The sequence below is a fragment of the Nocardia sp. NBC_01327 genome (assembly GCF_035958815.1).
Lineage (GTDB): Bacteria > Actinomycetota > Actinomycetes > Mycobacteriales > Mycobacteriaceae > Nocardia.
Window position 1 is genome coordinate 4,742,009 of sequence record NZ_CP108383.1, and the last position, 22,247, is coordinate 4,764,255.

General features: G+C 64.3%; 19 protein-coding genes. 6 read left to right on the plus strand and 13 right to left on the minus strand.

Going from position 1 to position 22,247, the window contains the following annotated elements; all coding sequences use genetic code 11:
* Nucleotides 1-96: 96 nt before the first annotated feature.
* Nucleotides 97-1,596 (minus strand): MFS transporter, encoded by a 1,500-nt coding sequence (locus OG326_RS21640; protein ID WP_327138914.1) that lies wholly within the window; start codon nucleotides 1,594-1,596, stop codon nucleotides 97-99.
* Between the two features lie 42 nt (nucleotides 1,597-1,638).
* A complete protein-coding gene (locus tag OG326_RS21645) occupies nucleotides 1,639-2,838 on the minus strand; it encodes a DUF1214 domain-containing protein (protein ID WP_327138915.1) in 1,200 nt (399 codons plus the stop codon).
* 177 nt (nucleotides 2,839-3,015) lie between these two features.
* On the opposite strand from OG326_RS21645, the gene OG326_RS21650 reads away from it, so the two are divergent.
* Nucleotides 3,016-3,690, plus strand: a complete 675-nt coding sequence (locus tag OG326_RS21650) for a TetR/AcrR family transcriptional regulator (protein WP_327138916.1) — start codon at nucleotides 3,016-3,018, stop codon at nucleotides 3,688-3,690.
* 185 nt (nucleotides 3,691-3,875) lie between these two features.
* On the opposite strand, the gene OG326_RS21655 is transcribed toward OG326_RS21650, so the two are convergent.
* The 7 genes from OG326_RS21655 to OG326_RS21685 form a co-directional block, all read right to left on the minus strand.
* On the minus strand, nucleotides 3,876-4,685 hold the full coding sequence (locus OG326_RS21655) for a class II aldolase/adducin family protein (RefSeq protein ID WP_327138917.1): 810 nt from the start codon (nucleotides 4,683-4,685) through the stop codon (nucleotides 3,876-3,878).
* A gap of 45 nt (nucleotides 4,686-4,730) precedes the next feature.
* Nucleotides 4,731-5,369: a DUF3159 domain-containing protein gene (locus OG326_RS21660; RefSeq protein WP_327138918.1), complete on the minus strand. Its 639-nt coding sequence runs from the start codon at nucleotides 5,367-5,369 to the stop codon at nucleotides 4,731-4,733.
* A 17-nt stretch (nucleotides 5,370-5,386) separates the two neighbouring features.
* A complete protein-coding gene (locus tag OG326_RS21665) occupies nucleotides 5,387-6,838 on the minus strand; it encodes a sulfatase-like hydrolase/transferase (RefSeq protein WP_327138919.1) in 1,452 nt (483 codons plus the stop codon).
* Between the two features lie 35 nt (nucleotides 6,839-6,873).
* A complete protein-coding gene (locus OG326_RS21670) occupies nucleotides 6,874-7,860 on the minus strand; it encodes a formylglycine-generating enzyme family protein (protein ID WP_327138920.1) in 987 nt (328 codons plus the stop codon).
* Nucleotides 7,861-7,889: 29 nt separating this feature from the next.
* Nucleotides 7,890-8,216: a DUF202 domain-containing protein gene (locus tag OG326_RS21675; protein ID WP_327138921.1), complete on the minus strand. Its 327-nt coding sequence runs from the start codon at nucleotides 8,214-8,216 to the stop codon at nucleotides 7,890-7,892.
* On the minus strand, nucleotides 8,213-8,626 hold the full coding sequence (locus OG326_RS21680; RefSeq protein ID WP_327138922.1) for a YidH family protein: 414 nt from the start codon (nucleotides 8,624-8,626) through the stop codon (nucleotides 8,213-8,215). Before OG326_RS21680 ends, OG326_RS21675 begins: the two co-directional genes overlap by 4 nt.
* A gap of 657 nt (nucleotides 8,627-9,283) precedes the next feature.
* Nucleotides 9,284-9,892 (minus strand): TetR/AcrR family transcriptional regulator, encoded by a 609-nt coding sequence (locus OG326_RS21685; RefSeq protein WP_327138923.1) that lies wholly within the window; start codon nucleotides 9,890-9,892, stop codon nucleotides 9,284-9,286.
* Between the two features lie 444 nt (nucleotides 9,893-10,336).
* Between OG326_RS21685 and OG326_RS21690 the strand changes: the two genes are divergently transcribed.
* Together OG326_RS21690 and OG326_RS21695 are read left to right on the plus strand one after the other, a co-directional pair.
* The gene (locus OG326_RS21690) at nucleotides 10,337-11,059 is read left to right on the plus strand and encodes a hypothetical protein (protein ID WP_327138924.1); all 723 of its coding nucleotides are present in this window, start codon (nucleotides 10,337-10,339) and stop codon (nucleotides 11,057-11,059) included.
* A gap of 26 nt (nucleotides 11,060-11,085) precedes the next feature.
* Nucleotides 11,086-11,832 carry a hypothetical protein gene (locus OG326_RS21695; protein WP_327138925.1) on the plus strand — a complete coding sequence of 249 codons (747 nt, stop codon included), beginning with the start codon at nucleotides 11,086-11,088 and terminating at the stop codon, nucleotides 11,830-11,832.
* Nucleotides 11,833-12,395: 563 nt separating this feature from the next.
* Here OG326_RS21695 and OG326_RS21700 read toward each other — a convergent pair.
* Nucleotides 12,396-13,124, minus strand: coding sequence for a hypothetical protein (locus OG326_RS21700; RefSeq protein WP_327138926.1), 729 nt, complete (start codon nucleotides 13,122-13,124; stop codon nucleotides 12,396-12,398).
* A gap of 155 nt (nucleotides 13,125-13,279) precedes the next feature.
* On the opposite strand from OG326_RS21700, the gene OG326_RS21705 reads away from it, so the two are divergent.
* The 3 genes from OG326_RS21705 to OG326_RS21715 all read left to right on the plus strand — a co-directional run bounded on the left by OG326_RS21705 (nucleotide 13,280) and on the right by OG326_RS21715 (nucleotide 15,596).
* Nucleotides 13,280-13,738, plus strand: a complete 459-nt coding sequence (locus tag OG326_RS21705) for a hypothetical protein (RefSeq protein WP_327138927.1) — start codon at nucleotides 13,280-13,282, stop codon at nucleotides 13,736-13,738.
* Nucleotides 13,739-14,016: 278 nt separating this feature from the next.
* Nucleotides 14,017-14,667, plus strand: coding sequence for a hypothetical protein (locus OG326_RS21710; RefSeq protein ID WP_327138928.1), 651 nt, complete (start codon nucleotides 14,017-14,019; stop codon nucleotides 14,665-14,667).
* Entirely contained in the window at nucleotides 14,664-15,596 is a 933-nt protein-coding gene (locus OG326_RS21715; RefSeq protein ID WP_327138929.1) for a hypothetical protein, read from the plus strand. The genes OG326_RS21710 and OG326_RS21715 overlap by 4 nt, the downstream gene beginning before the upstream one ends.
* Nucleotides 15,597-16,260: 664 nt before the next feature.
* Here the strand turns inward: OG326_RS21715 and mobF are convergent.
* From mobF to OG326_RS21730, 3 genes are all read right to left on the minus strand, one after another.
* Nucleotides 16,261-20,883 carry a MobF family relaxase gene (gene mobF / locus OG326_RS21720; RefSeq protein ID WP_327138930.1) on the minus strand — a complete coding sequence of 1,541 codons (4,623 nt, stop codon included), beginning with the start codon at nucleotides 20,881-20,883 and terminating at the stop codon, nucleotides 16,261-16,263.
* 604 nt (nucleotides 20,884-21,487) lie between these two features.
* Nucleotides 21,488-21,814, minus strand: a complete 327-nt coding sequence (locus OG326_RS21725) for a hypothetical protein (RefSeq protein WP_327138931.1) — start codon at nucleotides 21,812-21,814, stop codon at nucleotides 21,488-21,490.
* A 101-nt stretch (nucleotides 21,815-21,915) separates the two neighbouring features.
* The gene (locus OG326_RS21730; protein WP_327138932.1) at nucleotides 21,916-22,197 is read right to left on the minus strand and encodes a hypothetical protein; all 282 of its coding nucleotides are present in this window, start codon (nucleotides 22,195-22,197) and stop codon (nucleotides 21,916-21,918) included.
* Nucleotides 22,198-22,247: the final 50 nt, after the last annotated feature.

Below are 22,247 nucleotides of genomic sequence, written 5' to 3' on the forward strand. Positions count from 1 at the left end.
TTTCCTTACTTTGTTGCGGGGACAGCAGGCATCGCCACCGAAGATCGAATTTCGATTCGGCGGGTGCGGTATTCGGTGTGGATCAGGGAACGCGGATCAGGCGGGGTGGCGCATACCTACGTCGCTGGGCTCGGCGCCACCTGTCGCGGGAGCGCGGCCGTGTCGCATTCCGATCGCGACAGCAAGTCCGGCGAGGCCGACCACCGCGGCAACCAGGAATGAATGTTGGAATGCCGTGTCCGAGTAAGTAATTCGACCGGTGGTCGGGTTCCGGTGCGTGATGTTCTGTGCCATCACGGCGCTCAGGACGGTGACTGCGATCGCGTTGCCGAGCTGGCCGACGACCCCGAGCATGGCCGCCCCCACGGCGCTCTGTTCGGCCGGTACCGCATCCATGACGAGGTTCGGCCCGGACGCGTAGTACAGTCCCGTCCCGATTCCGAAGACTGCGGAGAGCAGCATAATCTGCCAGCGATGTTCGGGCAGTGCGGCGGCGGCCAAGAGGCCGATGATCATCGCGCACACCGCACCGATGAGTGTCAGTCGCGCGCCCCGGCGGCGTGCGATGACACCGCCGAGGGGGCCGAAGACCATGGTCAGTAGGCCGGAGGGAAAGGTCCACAGGGCAAACGCGGTTGCCGTCAATCCGACGCCGTAGGTGATGCCGGCTTGGGCTGGGGTTTGCAGCAGTTGCGGTAGCAGCAGCCCGTTGCCGGCAATCATGAATCCGATGAACAGGTACGCGAGAAGTGTTGAGCGCAGCGCACTTCCAGCCAGCAGTCGAAGATCGATGGCGGGAGTCGGGACGCGCAGCTCCCACGCGATGAACGCGATGAGGAACCCCGCCCCGCCGATCAGCGTCAGCAGCGTCGTGCCGCTGACCCAACCCCACCTGGACCCCTGGCTGATTCCTACCAGAACCAGCCCGACCGCTGCGCCCAGGAGTGCGACGCCGACCAGATCCAGGCGTTGACGCAGTCGCAGCGAAGACTCCGGCACAACGATTGCCACCACCGGTATCAGCAGTACGACGTAGCCGAACATGAACCAGAACACCGATTGCCAGCCGTGGTTGTCGATGAACCAACCGGCGACGAAAGGCGATGCGAGCGTGCTGACGCCGATTCCTGCGGCGACCGTGCCGAGTGCGACCGGGACCCACCGACGCGGAAAGGTGTCGCGGACAAGCGCATACGAGACCGCCACCATCCCTCCGGCAGTGCCTTGCAGAGCACGACCGATCAGCAGTACCGGAAATGAGCCAGCAGTCGCGCTGATCAGAGACCCGGCGGCGAACAGCACGGCCAGGGTGATCATCACCCGTTTCTTGCCGAATGTGTCGGCGAGTTTGCCGACCAGCGGCAAGCTGACGACGGCGACCAGACTCACCATCGTCAGGACCCAACCCAGTTGCGGTGTACGGAAATTCGCGGTCATGTGTGGAATTGCCGGATACACCAGGGTGATTTCCATCGGCGCGAGCTCGGATATCAGCACGATCAGCGCGAGCGCCGCGCCATACCGAAAGCGTTGCCGCCGACCCGGCGGATCGTCACTTGACTGTGGGGAAGGACTGTTGGTCGTGGTCTCGGTCATCGTTGATCTCGATCCAGTGCGACGGGCCGGCGACAGCCGGAGTTAGTGGCTGTTTCGCAGATGTGCGGAACGACGGCGCAGGCGAATCTGCTCCGAGCGCTCAGCGGGGGTTACGGCCGGTGTTTCCGGCAGGTATTTGCGCACGTCCTCGAAGGGCACGAGCCGCATGGTCGGATTCGGGACGGTGTCGGTCAGCAGCAGGCGGCCGTTCACGGTGCCGTGGGTGTGCCCGCCGGTGTCGAGCCAGTTCGGTACGCCCGGGTCCCGGTGTGCGATGACCGCGCGGAAAACGCCGTCCTCATCGAGCCGGGCTTGCAGGTGGTTGAGCGAGGATTGGCGTGAGAACCAGTTGACGGTCTCCCAGTACCAGTTCCCCAGGCCGAAACTCCAGTAGTGGCAGTTCGGCGGCGTGAACTCCAGGATGACCGCTTCGTCGGGCTCGCACACGAAACTGCCCATGCCGTAGGACTGGTTCTGGAATCCGCCCCACGCGCTCACGCTCAGCGGACTGAATTCGAGGGAGTTCGCAGGAGCGTTCAGCGACAGTTTGCACTGTCCATCCCAGAAGGTTCCGGCCTTGTCCAGCCAGCGCATCAGCCGCTCGGTGCGGGCGGCGGCGTCGGCCTCCGATAGCGGGGCCGGCGGGGGATACACGGAGTCGAGGCATTCGATCACGAGATTGGCCGGACGTTCGGTCACCCAATCACTGAAGACCTGACGCACGCACAGTGAGCCCGCCTCGGCGTCGATCGTCAGCCAGTTCCCGGTGTACCCGGCTGGGCGCTCGGGGCCCAGGAGCAACTCGAATTCCCCGTCGGCTCCGGTCACGAGGGTGCGACTGTCGATATTGGAGTTGATTCGGTAATCGGGTGCTTCGCAGAAGTGCGGCGAGTGGACCTGAATATCGAAGTAGTGCGCCGTTCCTCTATCGCCGGAGATCCGGTAGGTGCGGTCACCGCTGACTGCGGCGAGGGTGTAGATCAAATCGGGGTTGTCGATGCCCCAGCTGCAGGTGGTGTCGGCCCAGCGGCCGAACTCCGGGTAGCCCGGATCTGCCAATTCCATGCTCAGTAGAGCGCCGGCCGCCAGGTACCGGGTGGCGAAACGCAGCCCCTCCGCCCGTAGCAGCGGGGTATCGGTATTCGGGTCGTCGAAGACTATGTTGCGGCCGAACTGCTGCCATGCCGCGCCCAGCTGCTCGAACAGCGCGCCTGAGCGCACCGACTCCACACGTTCGGTCATGTTTTCCTCCATGTCTTCGCTGTGCTCTATGTGACGTGAATGACATAGTCGGGGCTGAAAATGCCATTGTCAACCCCCAGTATCCACTCTGCGGACACCGATGGCATGCGCCCTACCTGTGATTAGGGCTATACTCAGTTGCGAAAACAGTGTTTTCAAGGATTGGAGGCCAGCAAATTGGCGTCGACGGAACAGTCGCGCGCGAACCCCATCGCTACCGCGGTGATCGAGCGGGTGTTCGACAAGCAACGCGGCGAATATTTCGCGGAGGCTCAACGTCTGATCCAGGCTTGCGCCGGTCTCATCGCCGAAACCGGGCAGGTTGATCCACCTGTCAATGCGATCCTCGATCGAGCTGGTCTCGGAACCCGCGCGTTCTACCGGCTCTTCAACTCGAAGGAAGAGCTGATCATCGCCGTACTGCAGGACGGAACCAGCTGGAAAACCGGCTATATCGAAGAACAGATGGCGAGGGCGAGCACGCCGCTCGAGCGTGTGCGCGCATGGGTCGAGGCGGCCATATCCCCGCACACCCGAGACGGGTCGCCGGGAACTCGAGTGATCCTGCTCCATACCTACCGGTGGGAAATGAGCTTCCCCGACGAGCTGGCAGCAATGCGTGAACAGATGCTGCATCCGCTCGTTCGAGCGATCGCCGATCTCCGAGGCCAGGAGGGCTCTGCGAGCGCTCACGATGCGGCCGAAATTATCTACGATGCGTACTTCGGCGTCGCCTGCCGAGCTGAGGTACAAAAGCGAAAAGTCGATGCCGACCAGGTGGCGTCTCTCGCTCGCGCGGCGGAGCTCATCGCCACTTCCTTCGACCCTGGGATCGACAGTATCGCCGGGTGAACGGGTCACGGCGGGCTTTTCGCCCGGTTCCCACGTCTCTCGGGGGCGTAGAGACGGCGATGACCTCGGGCCGGTCACTTTTGCGGGCCTTGGTCGCAGCCTGGGGCTACTCGATGTCGCAGATACGACTGGGCATCGCCCAGTCGTATCTGTGTCGCTGGACAGCGCGAATTGTGGCTGCTTGGTCAGTCCAGTAGGTCGGGCTCGCTGCGCAGGATCTGCTCGAATAACGGTTGCGCCTGAAACCAGCCCGCCAGCGAGCTGCCGAGTTGGGCGTGGCTGGTGGCTGCCACGTCGTGGTCGATGAGTTTCGGTGTGCCCGCGGCCATCGCCAAAAGCTGTGCCTGGCATGAGCGTTCCATTGTGATGAACCACCACACCGCCTCGGCGACGGACTGGCCGACGGTGAGCAGGCCGTGGTTCTGCAGGATCGCGGCCTTGTCGTTTCCGAGGGCGGCGGCGATGCGCTCGCCTTCGTCCATCTCGCTCACCACACCGAGATAGTCGGTGTAGAGGCCGTGGTCTCGGTAGAACGCGCACGCGTCCTGCGTGATCGGGTCCAGCTTGATTCCCAGTGTCGAGAACGCTTTCCCGTGAATCGAATGTGAGTGTGCCGCCGCGATCGCGTCCGGGCGCGCCTTGTGCACCTGCGAGTGGATCACGAACGCCGCCCGATTGACCAGGGCGTTACCCACGAGCACGGTGCCCTGATGGTCGACCATGATCAGGTCGGAGGCGGTGATGTGGTGGAAGCTCATCCCGAAGGGGTTGACCCAGAACCATCCCGGGTTCTCCGGGTCGCGCACGGTGATGTGCCCGGCGACTCCTTCGCTGAAGCCGAATCGGCCGAACAGCCGGAATCCCGCAGCCAGTTGCTGTTTACGGTACCGGCGTTCGTCCTGCACGGATTCGAAGGTCGGCGGGAGCGGAATCTGCGCGGTCGTGGCTTGCGGTCCGACCGCGGCGGCAAGTTCTGCGGGCAAACTCTGGGTCATGGTCGAACTCCTCTGGGTATGTCCTGTCGTGAATATGTGGGTTGATCAGCGCTCGGACGGGGCGGCGCGGCGCACCCAGACCCAGGTGCCGGCGATAGCGGCCAGCAGGGCGGGTTTGTTGAGGATCAGCGCCAATGTGCCCAGTAGGACGACGTTTCCGGCGACATAGACCGGTCCCATGATCACGAGGTGCACCGCACCGAACACCGCCCATGCGGCGGTGACACGGCGATGCAGCCGGACCCGTCCGGCAGGGTCGCCGGGTTCGAGGCGGAGCCTGCGGCAGATCGGCAATGTCAGTGGTGTCGTGGTAGCCAGGCTGATACCGCACGCGAGGGTGACGACGGCGTAGAGGATCAGCGGTGGCAGGAAGAAGTCGCGGCCTTCTCCGGTGGTGGCTGCGATCGCGGAGAACACGACGACGAGGGCGGCGGAGACTGCGACGACCTTCGGACGGTCGCCGTGGCGCAGCCGGACAGCGCCGACTATCAGCGCGGTCAGCACGGCGGCGATAATCCCGGTGGCGATGCCGTGCACGGCGAAGCCGAGGACATAGCCGAGGATCGGTGCGGTGCCGTCGATGAGATGACGGCTACCGCCCATGTCGCGGATCTTCGCGCGTATCTCCGCGACGCCAGATTCCGGGCCGCTCGGAGCGGGGTCGGGCAAGGTTGGATTGTTCACGGGGCCAACACCTTCGATCAGTCGGTCAGGGCCGGAGGAGGTGTTTCGCCGGGAGTGCCGAGGGCTGCGGCGGCTTCGGGTCCGCCGAACCGATCGATCAGTTCCGCCTGGTCGGCTTTGGCGCGCTTGTCGACGGCTTCGGTCGATTCCGGGTCCAGCACACCGGTCAGCTCGGCGATCAAATCGATGACCACGTCGGTGTGCGCGGGATCAGCTGCCAGATCACGGGTCTGATCGGGGTCGGCGGCGAGGTCGTAGAGTTCGGGCTCGTAGCCGACGTAGTAGTGCAGGACGTAATCACCCTTGCGGATCAGGAACGCAGCACTCGGCGCGCCCATCGCGTGGTATTCGCTGAACACCGCCCGCCCTGGATCGGTGTCGGCGGTGGCGAGTTCGCGTAGCGAGACACCTGGGCGTCCGGTAGCGGACGGGGTGACTCCGGCGGCCTCGAGGATGGTCGGGTACAGGTCGATCAGGCTGGCGGGAGTGTCGCAGACGTGACCGGCGGGGACGCCGGGACCGGCCATGATCAGTGGGACACCGGAAGATTCGGTGTACATCAGGGATTTGCCCCACAGGCCGCGGCTGCCGACCATATCGCCATGGTCGCTGGTGTAGACCACCACCGTATTGCCGGCCTGGCCGCTGGCCTCGAGCGCGGTGAGAATGCGGCCGAGATTGTGGTCGGTATAGGTGACCAGCGCGTAGTAGGCGGCTGCGGCGCGGCGGCGTTCCTCCTCGGTATTGGCAGCGTCCAGCCCCGGCAGGACACCGGCGAAGGTCTCCACCCACGGGTGGCGTGTGTGCCCGTGCTCGGGACGCATTGTCGGAGTGGGCATTCGGTCGGGGTCGTACATGTCGAAGAACTCCGGTGGCGCCAGATACGGAAAGTGCGGGGCCAGCAGCCCGGTGTAGAGCACCCACGGTTCGCGGCGGTTGTCCTCATCGGTCAGCCAGGCGCAGGTTCGATCGGTCACGGCGGCGTCGTAGCGGGTGTAATCCGATTCCGCACCACCGGAGATCGACACCATCAGTGGCGCGTTGTCCCGGCGGGGCAGCGGATCGCGCACCGACCCCCACACCTGCCCGATACCGTCCTTGAGATGCATCGGCAGGTGCTGGACATCGAACCCGGTGGGGTCGGAAGCATTGCGGTAGTGCAGTTTTCCGATCGATTCGACACGGCGCCCGGCGCGCTGCAACTCGTGCCCCCACCCCGGTGTCGTGCCGTCGTAGCCCATCGCGTTGTCCCAGTTCCCGGTCTGGTGCGGATACAGGCCCGTGGCGAACGCGGCGCGCGAGGGCACGCAGATCGGACTGGCGCAGTAGGCGGCCGAGAAGCGGGTGCCGCGGGCCGCCAGCGCGTCCATGTTCGGCGTGTGAATCAGCGGATTGCCCGCTGCGTGCAGGACTTTCGGGTTGTGCTGGTCGGACATGACAATGAGGACGTTCATCGGTTGTTCGGACACGGCGTGCCCCTTTCTGTGAGGTGGACGGTTCGCGGTCAGCGCGCGACCCGGAATCCGGTGTTGCCGCTGGTGGAGTTGGGGGAGTTGTGGATGCGGGCCGCGACGCGGTAGCGATTGCAGTAGCTGTCGTGGCACAGATAGGATCCGCCGCGCAGCACGTGATCGGCGCCGGTGGCCGGGCCGCGCGGATCGGCGACGAGGCTGCGCGAGTGGTCGGTGTGCCAGCGATCGACACACCATTCCCATACATTGCCGGCCATGTTGTAGGCCCCGAATGCGTTGGGCGCGAACGCATCCACCGGCGCGGTGCCGGCATATCCGTCGGCGGCGGTGTTCCGGGCGGGAAACGAGCCACGGAAGATATTGGCGCGGAAGTGAGTACCGGATTCGGGCTCGTCACCCCAGGGGTACCGAGCCTGGTCGAGCCCGCCGCGCGCGGTGTATTCCCACTCGGCCTCGGTGGGCAGTCGTACTCCCGCCCAGGTGCAGAATGCTTGCGCATCATGCCAGGACACGTGCACCACGGGATGGTTCCCGCGCCCGTCGAGGCCGCTGCCCGGACCCTCCGGCGCGCACCAGGTGGCGCCGGGGACCGCACACCACCACGGAGTGGCGTCCGGGCGGCGGGCGTCGCGGCGCAGGGCGGCGGGCAGGAAACCGGCGAACACATAGGACCAGCCGTAGCGCTGTGCATCGGTGAGATACCCGGTCGCGGTGATGAATTGCGTGAACTGGTCATTGGTGACGGTATGCGCGGCGATCGCGAATTCCGAGATCTGCACCGGACGCACCGGCCCTTCACCGTCGCCCCGGTAGCAGTCCGGGTCCTCACTCCCCATCGCGAACTCGCCACCCGGCAACGTGATCAGCGCGGTCGCGCAGCTCGCGGCCGCTGTGACGGGTGCGGCCGGCGGGAGTGGGACACCGGAGCGCGAGGGTACGCAGCAACTCGAACGAGATTCCGGTGCCGCCAGGGTGGCCGGTTCGTTCGACGGGTTCACATCCGAGCCCGGATAGGACATGGGCAAGCCTTTCTGTTCGAATCCGGTGTTCACAGTCCTGAACCGAGGGCGGCGGTGGCCGCGACCGCGACGGCGGTGACCGTCACCGCGACCGTGGCGGTGAATCCGCCGATCCCTTGCGGGTGCCGTGCTCGAAGCTCGATATTGCGGCGGTAACAGCACGCCGCGGTGACCGCCAGGGTCGCCGCGGCGGCAGCCGCCGTGACGGTGAACTCGGTGGTGGCGGCATGCACCGCGGCATGGGCCAGGACCGCGAGCGCGGCGACCGCCGACAACGCGGTGCGCCGCCACGCGAGAGCGGTGCGCTCCACCGCCAAACCCGCATCAGCGGGCCACGCTGCACTCGTGGTGCTCATGAGAGCAGCACTGCCACGCCGGCAGCCAGCGCAACCCCGCACACCCCGGCCGAGAGCACCGGCACCAAGACCGAACTCGGCAGGTGATCACTGCGACGCATGGCCGCCTCGACACGTCTCCACTGCCGGTGCGCGACTGCGGCAAGCATCACCGCTAGTCCGGCACAAGCCGCAGCGATTGCACGCCGGAACCCAGGGGTCGAGAACTGCTCGGCGAGGGTCTGCACCGCTACTCCGCCGGCCAGGAGCCCGAGCGAAGTGCGGATCCAGGCCAGGAACGTGCGCTCGTTGGCCAGGCTGAATCGGTAGTCGATCGGTCCGGCCGGTGCGTCCTCGACGGCCCGACACTCGACCGAGGCAGGTGCAGGGCCGTGGCTGCTTTGCGAGTCGCTGTTGCTGTTCACCGGCATCGTCCTGTCTCACTACTCAGCATGTACTTAATTAGACATGATGCCTACAAACAAACGTTATGTCTATAAACCTGGGAGAGTTCTAAGGATTGGTCGCGCGACCGCCGCCATCGCGAACCGTTGTTGCCGCACGCCGCGCAGTACGGGTGCGTCTGCGGCTGGTGCTTGAAAAGTGATCGCATCACCGTCGGCTCCGACCGGCGCGCACAGCCTCCTGTGCCTGCGAATGTTGAATTGCCTTGTGGGACAGTTGCTATCGGATCGACGGCGAATTCTGCCCTTCGGTCGACGGTGCGAGGAGGTCACCCTGCCGACTTCCGCTCAGGTGCCCTTGTCAGTCGACCTGACCCAGGCTCGGGCATTCACCTGCGGCGCGTCAGGCAATGTGGCAGAGCCCGGCCTCGTATGCGGACACCGCCCCGAGCTCGGGGTCATCCATCGGCAGGTGTGCTGAAACCCTTTGTCACGCAGACAGTTCGATGAATGGCGCTGCGATCCGCGGTGGCGGATCGCAGCGGCAGCCCATGCGCGCCAAGCCAGGCCGTCGATTGGGCCGCGGCGGAGTCGGGGGGCTCATTCGAAGTCGTCACAGAAATCGGTGAGTCCGGCTCGCGCGAAGTTCCATCACTGAGCAGTAGCTGAATCTACGGCTTGTTCTCAGGCGAGCAGGGCCGGCTGGCCGTCGAAACCCGAAGCCCAATAGCGGCCGCGCAGCGACAGGTTGAGCAGCTCGTCGGTGACCGCCTCGGGTGTCTGGGGCATCTCTTCTTCGAGCCACCAGGTCAGTACCTGGACCATTTCCCCTACCCATGCACGCGCGACCAGGTCCGTCGGAAGGCGCGGCGTCACCCCCAGCTCACCCGCCCGTGCGGAGAACACTTGAACGGCGGCGGCGGTGCGGTCCTGGACAAAACGGCGCAACGCGCGCCCGTCACCTTCACCGCGCAGCACTACCCGGTAAGCGTCGCGCTCCTCAGCGGCGTGCCGGAACAATTCCAGCACCGGTTTCCCGGTGAAGCCCTGCACCGAATTCGCCACCAATGGCTGTAGTCGGCGCTGCATCTCCTCGATCAGCTCCGTAACCACGGAGTCCAGCAGCGCATCCCTGTCGGTGTAGTGCCCGTAGAAGGTCGCGCGGCTCAGATCCGCGCGTTCGGTGATGTCCTCCACGGTCACCGAAGCGAAGCCATGTTCGAGCACCAGGGCTACGAATGCCTCTCGTAGCACGCGTCGACTACGGCGGCTGCGACGATCCTCGGTTGCCACCAGACCCCTTCCAGCTGCGGACGACTGTTCGACAGCATATCCAACCGGACACGATGCATGAAGCTGGACGAAACGTCCAGTAACAGCTCGTATGTCATGCATTGACATCGGGCGAGGTAGGCGCCATCGTCACTGCTCCACCTATGTCCACACATCGTACGTTATCGAACTCAACGATGCCTAGTAGACACTATGTCGCCAAACATGTATCTTGAAGGCCGTCATGAGATGCAGGTCACTCTCATATAGGGATGTGACTCAGGGCATTGGGGTTTCGGATGACAGATCCGATCTCGGCGATCCGGGCCATATGTCGTCTGACCTCAGTTGCGCGAATGCCCACTCGTGCAACCGATCTCCCGATTTCACCGAGTAATACAGCCGATCGATGGTCGCAGCGCCGTCGCCATAGGTCTGCGTCGTACTAGATGAGGAAGAACACCTATGAACATTCGCCGAGCGACTCTGGCATCAGCGGTGCTGGCCGCGAGCGTGGTCACCAGCACCGCGACCGCGACCGCAGACCCCGAGGCCACCACACCCGCAGTTTCGTACCACTCGAACATCGTCGACAGCGCGGTGGTCACCAAGCTCGACAACGGCAGCTTCACGGTCGCGGAGGACAAGCAGTCCATCACCGTGCACGATGCCGCCGGGCAGGCGTTGGAATCGGTGCCACTATCGATGACCCTTGATGGACAACGCTTCCCGCTGGCCCAGGAGATTGCCGACGGCGGCCGCACCCTCCGGCTGATCCCAGATCTAACCAAGCTCGACACCCACACGGCGCTACAGCCGGTCGCCTCTCCGCTGGAGAACCAGCTGGCCATGAACGACCTGATCAACGCGGTAAGTCTCGGCACCTCGATCGGCAGCCTCGTCGGCACCGCGATCGGCGCTGTCGCGGGTGTCGGTGTCGGCCTCGCGCTGGCCGGTGCGTCCTGCCTGGTGCTGAGCCTGGGCTGTGTGGTCGCGGTCCTTCCGATCGTCAGCATGGTCGGCGCGGTCGGCGGTCTGACCGGCCTGATCGTTGCCGGCGGACCGACGGCCGCCGTCGCGGCATTCAACTACTGGACCACGATGCACGCCGAACCGGGCCAGAGCCAGTACGCGCCGAGCGTGCAGGGCAAGCCCGGCGGCGTCCCCGCTCCCGCGCCCGCCAACTGAACCCGCAAGATCGGAAGGAATCTGGAATGAAGCTCCGCACACCGGCTTTCGTCGCCATCACCGCGGCGTCGGCAATCGCCGTCGCGGCTACCCCTGCGAGCGCGGAACCCGACGCCACAGCGCGCTACCAGGCCACCGTGGTGGACGGCACGGTCGTCACCACTCTCGACAACGCGACCTTCACCCTCTCCGGGGACCGGATGTCCGTGGTGGCGCACGACAGTGCCGCACAGCTGGTGCTGGCGCTACCGCTGGCCTTCGACCTGGACGGTGTGGTGCATCCGATCCGCCAGCAGATCCTCAATGCGGGCCGCACGCTGGTCCTGACACCGGACACCGGCCTGCATCCGGTCGCCTCGCCGATGGAGAATCAGCTGGCGCTCACTGCCTTCGCCGCCAATATGACCATGGCGTCTCTGGCCGCCACGGTCGGCGGATTCGTAGTCGGCGCCCTCGTCGGCGCGGTGGTCGGACTCGGTTCCTGTCTGCTCGTCGGCCCGGGCTGCCTGGGGACGGCCCCGGCGGCGATCCTGGCGTTCGCGGGTGGTGGCGGCGTGGCCGCCAGCCTGCTGTTCGGCGGGGCCGCGTTGGTACAAGGTCTGTGGAAATACGTCACCACACTGCAGGCCGCACCCGGCGAGAGCTCGTACGCGAACCAGGACGGCTTGCTCGATCCCGACGGGACCGGCGCGCCCGATGCCAACCTGCGGCTGCCGGCCCTGCCGCTCAAACCCCTGCTCACTGGCTCCGCCAGCGGTTCCGGTCACCACTGACCCAGAGAAACGTAGATCAGCTGCGGAATATGTTGAGTCAGTTGCTGATACAGCCATCGGCTGACGTACTCGACCGTCGGTCGATGATCGAAGAGCTCCGTCCATGTACTTCCTGAGAGACGGCCCGGGTAGTCAGCGAGTATCTGATCGAGTCTGTGTCCGTGTCGACGAACCGCTCTTTCTCGTCGAGCTGGTCGTCGGAGAACTCGAATACGACTCGCAGGGTGACGGCGAAATCGGTGATCGGCGCTCGGCCTGACGCTTGCCACTCGGGTGAGGCAAGCCCCTGACGAGCGCTGAACTGCCGTGTGTTGCCGACCCTGAACATCAGTCAACCCGCGCCAGCGCGGGGCTGACGGGCAGCGTGAGCGGTGGACAGAACGCACTGTTTCGCCGCATATCGCACTGTTCGAAACGGCCACAGCGGGTGTCAAGTTCCATCGCGACGTCAGTTTTCCTTACCGCATCGTGCTCGCTCCGACCGCCGTCGATGTTCACCGATGAAGAACGTCATGATTCGCCTATGCAGCCACCGGAGCCTCGCTGGCTTCCGCCGAACCGATTCAGGATGTTCGCGCGGTCATCACTTGCAGAGCTGCCCTGCGAGCAACACGGGTGGTCGCGCTCCCTGCACGCTGTGTCCGCCGCCACCAGGGATTGGTGTGCCATTGCTCGATGAGTTCGGTGAGTTCGGCGATCTCCTCTGTGGTGATGTCTTCTGGCGGGCGCGGTTTTCCTGCTCCCAGGGTTCGATTCAGCCACGCGTTTAGGCGGGTCTGACTTAGGTGCCGTGAGACGAACGGCCAGCGGGACACAGGCGGAAGTTCCGGTGTGTCAGCTCGTCCGCCGAATCGTCCGTACAGAAGTTGGCGACACTTCCACCGGCGTCGCGCGCCGAATACGTGGACGAGGAAGGTGATCGATGTTAGGTAGAGGACGATTCCGAGGATCTTTCCAAGAAAGGTTGGCTGGAGGGTGAGTAGCCCGGCAAATATGCCGAGCGTTGTCCCGAACAATAAGGCGTTGCCCTGGACATCTCGCTCGTTGATGTCGGTGGTGACCGCATAGAGAGCAGCGAGGTCACGGCGTGCGGCCCCGAGCTCCTGGGTTACCTCATCGGGGCAGTCGTCTGGCCCCAGCTCGTCCGATACTTCTTTGATGTGCTTGATCCGTCGAATGCGGACGCGACTGCCTGGCTTTCGAAACCAACCCCCGCTCTCGCGGTAGTTGTGAAGCGCCAGAAGAGCATTGGGCACGGCGATGAGCAACGCTAAGATCGGCACGTAATACATGGCTTCCCCCCGATGGTGGTGTGCTGCACGAGAGCGTAGCGATGGGCACCGACAAGCGGTGGGGAGAACTGCTGTGGCTAGCTACCAGGTCTAAAGGCTTGAGAGGGAACGGCTTTCCGGTCTCAGGATGCGCTATGTCTGTGGGGTTGCAGCCGTTGATCGTCGATCGCCGTGGCAGTCTTGCAGGTATGGCGAAGGGGACGCTGCTGATCGATGTGATGGGGTATCCGCACCTGTGCCGGGAATGTGGGGCGATGCAGAACTGGGTGTGGGCAGTGGAGGCTCGCGCGCTGGGTCGAGACGGCATGGTGGAGGCGATCGCTACCGATCAGGAACTCCCGGTGGAGATCGCTCGTGGCGTGCTGACCGCCGCGGATCGTCCGGAGGAAGCAGCCCTTCTCGGACAGCGCCGCGATCGCGGGCACGGGTTCAATCCGAACATTTGCGGCCGTTGTGGGCACCAAGAGTCCTGGTATTCACTGGAATCCGTTGTCATCGAAGGCGCTCACCGGCCTCGCATCATCCTCGCGAGTGCACCGCATTCAGTCGCTCAATGGCGTGAGCTCATGGGCGAGCTCCGCGACGGCGCTGGGTACTGGTATGTCGGTCGCTGAGCTGCAAGCACCTACTCTCAGCCGAACCTGCGTCGCGCCCGCTTCTGCCGCTGTTTCGGTTCGGCAAAGAGAGTGCAGATTAGGCTGCACTTCGTATGCCTGACGTCAGTTGAGGTACGCGTCGCTAGCACGTCACGGGGGGAAACCGGCCGGGTGTGGCCTGGCTGAAATCGGATTGGATAGCCAGGTTCGAGCCGCAATAATGGGCTAGCTCTGCCGCGCTCTGACAAGCAGTCTTTCACGGCAGATCCTGGCCAACAATGAAAGGAGATTGTCGGTTGCCGACATCGCCCTATGAGGTCCTCGACCAGCTGGTTGTCGATACCGCGGAGGCAGGATGGGCAACGACGACGATGCCTCTGACCTTCCTCAAAGGCTATGCGCACGAGCGTGGATGGGAACCGATTGCGACGAGACGGGGTGGGTCTGCGGTGTCGAAGCTAAAGCCGACTGTCGCCTCGGAAGCCCCGGCTCGGTCGATCAGCGCGACAGTTGGGTTGGGCGCTCAGTTGCTGCACGTGGACGGCGCGCACATCCCTGCCATGCCAGACTTCGTCGTAATGCACTCCGAGGCAGTGAATTCGACGGGCACACGGATCTGGAGGCCGGGGTTCGAGGTAGTCCATTCTTCTCCCGTGCAGCATGGTGTGTTCATTGTCGGTACCGGTCGCGACTCCTTTCTCGCCTGTGCAGCCGACGACAACGAGCTGCGGTTCGATCCATACTGCATGACGCCGGCAGACAGCCGGTCGCGGGAAGCGTTCACGTTGCTTACGTCGTATAACGATGTCCACGAGCATGTCTGGGATGAGCCGAACAAGCTTCTGCTCGTGCGGAATCGCATGGTTCTGCATGGCCGTGCGATGGCCGTGGACGGGGAAGAACGTGAGCTGACCAGGATCGGCTACAGGACGGGGCCTTTGAAGTGACGACTCCGTATGGCTATGAGCAATTCTGGATCAAGGCAAAGCTCTTCATGAATCGGGCTATGGACCCGTCGAACGACAGGACCGAGGACGAGAAGCAGCTGTGGGCTGCGTTGGCGCTCGAACTGCTCGCCAAAGCGGCTCTGTGCAAGGTCTCGCCCATCCTTGTTGCCGAACCTACAGAGGACGGATCGCATGTGCTGAAGGCGGCCGGGTTGATCGAGGGAGAAGCGCACTTCACGACGGCGCGGGCATCGACGATCTTCAAGCGGTGCCAGAAGGTGTTCCGTCCCTTCAGCGAGGAAGAGGCATCGAAGATCTCCTCGGGGCGGAACGAATACCTTCATGGTGCAGCGCCGGGGATCACAGGGATCCCTGCACACGCATGGTGGCCCAGGTTTTGGGCGCAGGCGCACATCCTGTTGACCGCGCAGGGGGCCGATATCTCGCTCCTGGTCGGGCCGGAACGCGTCGACAACGTTGAAGACCATCTGGCACAGAATAAGAAGAACATCGAACACCAGCTCATGTCGCGAATCGGGGCCGCGAAGCTGTCTCTGGCTAGATTCCGGGAGGGGCGAATGAGTGGCAGTGAACAGGCGAAGTGGCAGGCTTGGCCGCGCTGGATACCAGTCCTGGAGTACAGCACGGAGGCAACCTGTCCGGCATGTTCGAACATCGGTAGGTTGGAGGGTAGCGAGATCGTCGATCGTCGGGTGACGGAATACGGCGCTGACGAGCGGGATCACTTCGTTGGAACGATTGCCGAGATCGATGTCAGTGCCGACTACTTCAGCTGTCCGACTTGCCATCTCGTGCTCGACAAATTCGAGCTGATCGTTGAGTCCGAACTAGGTGAGGAGGGATTCACCGTTGAAGTCGATCCGGAGGACCTGGAGGATTGGTTCGAGCCCGAGTATGGCAACGACTGAGGGGCACGACGTCACGGATCTCCAGCGGACGGCATCGTTCTCGTGAGACGGCGGACCGTCGACCGACGCCGCGTCCCGAAGGTGCAGACGGGACGACCCGCACCCCCGGCACCTGGACCGGGGCGGGGTATGGCCGATTCCTGCGGCACGGGTGGGCCGCATAGCGCCGAACTGGTGCAATCCCTAGCCGTTGGTCGCCATTGGCACATTGGCCCCGGAATGGCCATGCCGAAGAAGTTGTCGCTACCGACCACCACCGTAGACGCAGTGGTCGACCGACAACCACAGCCGGGGAAATCGCTAGTCACCGGCGGGGATTTGGCATCAAATTTGGCATCAAGACAGCGCGGGACCCAGCGGACGGCGTGGGATCAGGCGGACGCCGCGGACGATTGATATTCCGCTGACCTGCGCAGACGGGACGTAGCGGTACGCAGCGGCACGTGCGGAACTGTTTCCGGTTGGCTCATAACCAAGCGATCGCGTGGCATGTGTATCCGCGCAGACCTAATACGAAGGCTGCTGGACGACATGGACGAGTCAGATTGTGGAGCTTCTGGTCGCTGCCGTTTACCTACATAGTCGGTCAAAGACGACGGATCCCTTGGAAGCTACAGAGCCTCAGAGTATTCCGAGAAGTGGACATGATTCGGTGAGTGCGGGTTCACCTGGAGCGGCGGCGGTTTCGTTGAGTAGCTGATGGCGGAACTGGTCTCGTGCGGCGGCGGTTGGGCGAAGGGGCAGGGACTCCCGGCGGAGCCACAGAGCGGGTGTCTGTATTCGGAGTTGCCGGGGGCCTGGTCGGGTTCTTCGGATCTACGGTGCGTTGCCGCGACTGCGTGTATTCGATTCTGTGTCGTAGTTCCTCGGCGAAGTCGGCGAGGTGTTCGTCGCGGCCGGGGTAGTCGGGGATCGGCCTGAACTGGCCGGGGTAGGGGCTGTCGGTGAGGGCACTGAATACGGCTGCGTGGGTGGGTTCGGAGAGGGGTAGCTGGTGGCGGATCCATAGGTCGGCGCGGTCGCGTAGCTCGCGTGCGGGGTCGCCCGCGAGGAGCAGCGAAGCGCCCAGGTCGTTGTAGTTGTCGGTGGTGATGGCCGCGATCAATGCGGTGGTGTCGAGCTGGTGGGCGTCGGCGAGGGCGGTGGTGTCCAGCAGGGCATTCCAGTGTCGGGAGTTGACCGCTAGCCGGTGCAGGACCGCAGGCATCGCGCGATAGAGAGTCCGATCGGTGTGGGCGTCGGCGAGTTGTTTCACATAGTCGTGGTAGTCGGAGAGCATTCGCGCCAGCCGTTCCGCGCTGACTGAGGGAGGCCGGCGATCGGTATCGGCTTCCGGCAAGGGCCTTGGTTCGGTGGTGAGGGTTTCAACGGTGTTGAGCCGTGCGATGAACGCGATTGGGTCGTAACTATCTGTTGCAGTGAGAGTTTCGGCATGCCAGACAACGCTACTGGCATGATCTGGGCGCTGGAGTTCGTCAGAGTTCGGGAGATTGTCGGGCGAGGCGGGCAGCGCATTCTGACAATTACCGGAGTCAGGGAGGGTGGTATCGGCGTTCGGGCCGAGGAGCCGTCGCCGAAGTTCGTGTGCGTAGTTGGCCAGTGCGGTGTCCATGCCGCGCCATGGGCTGGGCACCGGCAGGAACGGGCTTGGGTAGGGGGCATCGCGTAAGGCACGGAAGCGTTTTGCTGCGGGCGTGGTCAGGATCGGCAGAGCGTTGAGTTGTGCGATGAGGTTCGTGATAGCGGAAAAGTCTGTCATGGTGAGGGTTTCGACAGGGGTGACGGTGATCGGGTTGGGGATGGGCGAGAGTCGTTGTTGGATCCAGCGGTCGGCGCGGGAGCGTAGTACGGCGGCGGTGTCGCGGGCGGTGACCAGTGATTCGCCGAGGTCTTCGAGGTTGTTGGTAGCGATGGCGGTGACGAGTGCGCCGGTGTCGAGGTGGTGGGCGTCGGCGAGTGCGATGGTGTCGAGCAGATCCTGGTAGTTCGGCGAGTTTTTGGCCTCGTGGAGGAACACCGCGGGGAGTGCTCGGCCCAGTAGATGCTCGGCGCGGGCATCGGCCAGGAGTTGGTAGGCGTGTTGGTAGTTGACGCGGATGCGGTGGTCGGCGGCGGTTTGTTCTTCGCGCATGATGTCGGTCGCGGAGCGGTTGTCGTCCTCGCGTGCCAGCACACGAGCGAAGCAGCGGAAGGGTTCCCCCGGGTCGTCTGGTTGTTGGTCGCCGGAGAGATCGATGAGGGCGTCGGTGGCGAGGAAGACCTGATTGAGGTCGGTGCCGCGGGTCAGGCCGACGTAGGCCAGGGCGCGACCGAGGGCGTCGTTGAGCAGGGTGTAGGCGTGGCGGACGGTGATGCCCTGGGAACGGTGGATGGTCGCGGCATAACCGAGTTCGACCTGTCGGGTCACATAGTCCGCTGGCACGGTGACATGCCCGCGGTGGTCGATTCCGGTGAGGGTGATCGACCCGTCGGTGTGGATGGCATGGATGTGCCAGAGGTCGCCGTTATCGACCTGGGTGTTATGGCGGCGCCCACCGAGAACTTTCAGGAACGGGTTGTTGAGGCGGGTGACGACGGTGTCTCCGAGGTACCCGGTGTGCCGGTCCGACAACAGGATTGCTCCGCTGTCGGCGCGGACGCGACCGGCGGCCAGGTGGCTTGTTTGGGCCGCGGCATTAAGCGCTGCGACGTCCAGGACCGTCGCGGCGATCATGACCGAGGAGATCCCGGCGTCGGCATCGGCGAGGTGCCGCGACAATATCTCTGCGCGAAGTTGGTCGCCGAGGCCATGGGTGACGCGGCCATGACCCTCGTAGAACTCCCACGCCTTCTTCGCGTTTCCCGCCCGCACGGCCAGGGTTGCTTCGGCCTCCTGCGGGTCGGCGAAGCGCACCAGTTCCGAGAGTTCGGGTGAATGGTTGTCGCGGGCGATCGTGCGAATGATGCCGCCGGATTCGACGGCAGAGAGTTGTTCGGGATCCCCGATGCCCCGGATGATCGCGCCGTGGGTATCGGCGAGGGCGAGCAGGGCATCGAGGTCGAAGGTGGCGGCCATAGCGACCTCGTCGACGAGCAGCATCGCCCCGGGCGTGATCCCGGTCGGGACACCGTGGTCGGCTTGGGCGAAGAGTTTATGGATGGTCCGTGCCGGCACACCGAGACTGGCCGAGAGCTGACGGGCCGCCGCCGCCGAGGGTGCCAGGGCGATGACATCCCTCCCGCTCTCACGCCAGGTAGCGGCGACGGCCGCCATGGCGGTGGTTTTGCCACTGCCGGCGGGTCCGATCGCGACCGCGAATTTCGTTGCGGCCGTGCACAGAAATCGCGCGATGGCACGCTGCCCGGGATTGAGAACACGTCCACCACCGCGTTGAATTCGCGTGATCGCCGCGTCGACTTTTCGGGCGGAAACGGTGACAGTGCTCGGGGTGCGGGCGGCATCCAGGAGTCGGGTTTCCGCATCCAGGACAGCCCGGCTGGTCCAGCGAGCAGTGCCGGTGGCGGTGAAAATGCTTTCCCCCGAGGCGCGGGCCATGACGGCGGGAACCGGATCCGGGTCGATGGTCAGGAGAATCGAATGGTGATCCCGCACAGCGACGGTGAGCGCTTCCACGGCCGCGCGGTGCGCGGTATCGCTGAGGAAATCACACAGCCCGACCCGGTCTTCGACGGCGGAACGGATATTGGCTTCGGTCCAAGTGGCTCGGCGCCGTCCCACCGTGTCGGTGACCTCCACCTCGATCCCCGCCGGGTCGTACATTGCGCGGCGCCGTGCGAGACATATGGCGTCGATGCGGTCGAGCAACGCCTCCTCCGGGTCCGACGCCAGCCGCGCCGACAAAGTTCGCACCGCGTCAGTGACGGCCTGGGGTGTGCCGAACTGATATCGGCCGAGCTGGTCAGAGATCGCTTGCTGCAGTTGTAGTGGTGTGGCGGTGAGCAGTTCAGCGACGCCACCGAGCCCGACACCGATCTCGACAATGGCGTCGTCGGGAGCGAACGGTCGGGGTGCGTCGGGATGGTTGTGAGCCCACAACAGGTCCTCGACGAACTGTTGCCCACTCCGGTCGCGGCCGAACACACCGCGGAACCGGGCATCCCATTCGCCGATCATCTGCCGCAGCGCCTTCGGCAATGGTTTGCCGGCACGGGTTTGCAGGGTGGCCTGCTGGGCGAGCTTGTACTGGGTGACCTTGCTCGGGGTGCGACCGTGGCTGCTGCGGTAGTCGGCAACGAGGTCCTCGAAGCGCACGAGAATGTCCTCGCGACGGGAGAATTCGGCGACCATCTCCTCGCCGACACCGACCACTTCCAGAACAGGTTGTTTGCCTCGGCCCCGGGTGCGTTCCTCGAACCGTAACCCCATGCGCCGCTTCAATTTCCCCACGATGGTCGCGTTGTAGCGGCACGAGAGCGACACCGCCGCCGCGTACAACGCACGGGCATCCAACGCCGACCACTTGCCGTCGGAGCCGAGAACCTTTCCCGAAATCACCGCATGCGTATGAGGATTCATATCCCCGGCACGATTGTCGTAGTGGGTGAACGCGGCGATGATCAGCCCGGTCGCATCGATCTGCCTGACCCCGTTCGTGCCGCGGCGGGTCACCGCATACCGGGATTCGGCGAATTCCAGGACCTCCCGCACAGCCTCGAGGTGGCATTGCCAGATCTCGCGGCGCACCGCATCCGAACCCAGGCCCCACAGGATGCTGATGGACTTCTGCGGGGTGAACACGTTGTCGAACCCGGCCACCGCCTTGCGGGTGCCGGCCTTCTCAGAGGTGAGTGCCCGGTCGATCTCGGCGCGTCTGGGAGCGCGGCCGAGCACACCGGTGAGGTGTTCGCGGGCGGCATCGGTGCGCAGGATCGTGCGCTCGTCCCAGTCCGGCCGCCGCCGCCACGCGAAAGTGAACTCGGCCAATTTGCGGTCGAAAATGTCGCGAATAGGTGAGGGTTCGGTGGAGAATTCGTAGAACATTCGGCCGATCTGCGCGGCCTCGACAGCTTGCTTCACGGTCTTTCCGTCCGCTATCGCAGCGGCGATGATGGTATCGGCGTCCGGATGCAAACCCTCGCCGAAGAGCGCTTTCATCTGCGCCTCGGTCACCATTCCCGACAGGCCGAGTTCAGCCGCGCCCCGGCCCATCCATATTCCGGGCGGAGTGCCGTGCTCGGTGTAATAGTCGGTGAGGTCGCGGGTGCGATCTCGCAGGCGATCACCGCTGGCCACTTGCCTGGTCAGGTACTCGTAGCCGTCTCCGGCGTGTAAGCGGTGAATCGTCATCACATGATCGAAGATAGCGCGGAATGTAAACTTAAATGAGACATTACCCGTGAGTAGCATTGGAAATGCAAGAGGTGTGATGGGTTTGAATATAGAACCCATATGGGAACTGGGAGAACGGGATTCGGAAGGTTGAGGAAAGGGTTGATGACGAGGAAAGTGGGAGGTGAATATTGGAAACGGTGAAATGAAAGGATTCATCTCCTGGTGCGTCGCCCTGCGAATGCGGGCGGGCCGAGCGGAGGGGAGTCGGAGAGGAGGCGCGGTGGGAGACAAGACGACAGCGCGTCAGTGGGCGCGGAAGGTGACGACGGCGCTGCTGGCTGCGCAGGTGCAGTTGGTGCGAGCGAACGAAGCTGATTTGGCGGAGTTCCGCAAGCAGCACGGCCGATGGGAACGGACAGCGCAGCGGCGGGAAGCGGCGGTCGCCGCGGTGAATGCGCGCTATCGGCGCAGCGAAGTGGACGCCGAAGCGGGCGCGGGAGTCGCACTGGGGCGGCTGCATTCGCGGGGGATGAGTGAAGCCCAGCTGTGCGAGATCAGTGGGCTGAGCGTGTCGCGGGTGCGACGACTACTGCGCGGTGGGCAGTGCGCAGGCGTGGGTTCACTGGTAGGTGTCGCGCTCGATGTGGACGAGAGTGGCGCGGGGGATGGTGAGGCGCAGCCCGGGCAGCGCGAAGATGCGCAGGGCGAGACGGGAGTCCCAGATGCCGTGCTTGAACGCCGAGGTCCAGTGTCCGGCAAGCCAGATGAGCAGACCGAGCACCAGCCAGGAGAGTTTGCAGGGGATAGCGTGCGCCGGGGTGAAGATGATCGCGAGCAGTGAGTCGATGATGAGGAAGAATCCGGCGATACGGGCCAGGATGGGGAACACCCACCACAGCAACATTGCCGCCAGGACGGCGACGGCTGCCAGCCAGATCAGGCCCATGGGGACCGCTCCTCTCGTGAGGTGGGTGTGGCAGGTATCGGTGTCTTCATTGCACGCCGATACCTGCTGACAGATAACTGGATTGAGGGAACTGGACTCGATCAACTCCATGCGGCGCGTGCAGGACGATCGTAGAAACGGACGAGTCCGATCAGCCGCTCCTCGTGCGCGCACAAGGCGTGGATATCGGCGGCATCGAGTAGGTCGTCACGGACCTGAGTCAGCTCGTGCACCTGCCGAGCCAGTGCGCGGGTTTCGAGTTCGGCCGCTCGCAGCCGTGTGGAGAGCGCAAGGATCAGCACAGCCCACGCAGCCAGATCGCGCGACTGAGCGATCTGTGAGCTTCGGGGTGCACGGTAGTGCGGGGTGTTGTGGGCGGGCATCGAAGCCACCTCCGAACGGAGTCGAGACGAAAGCGAGTCCGCCCCATCGG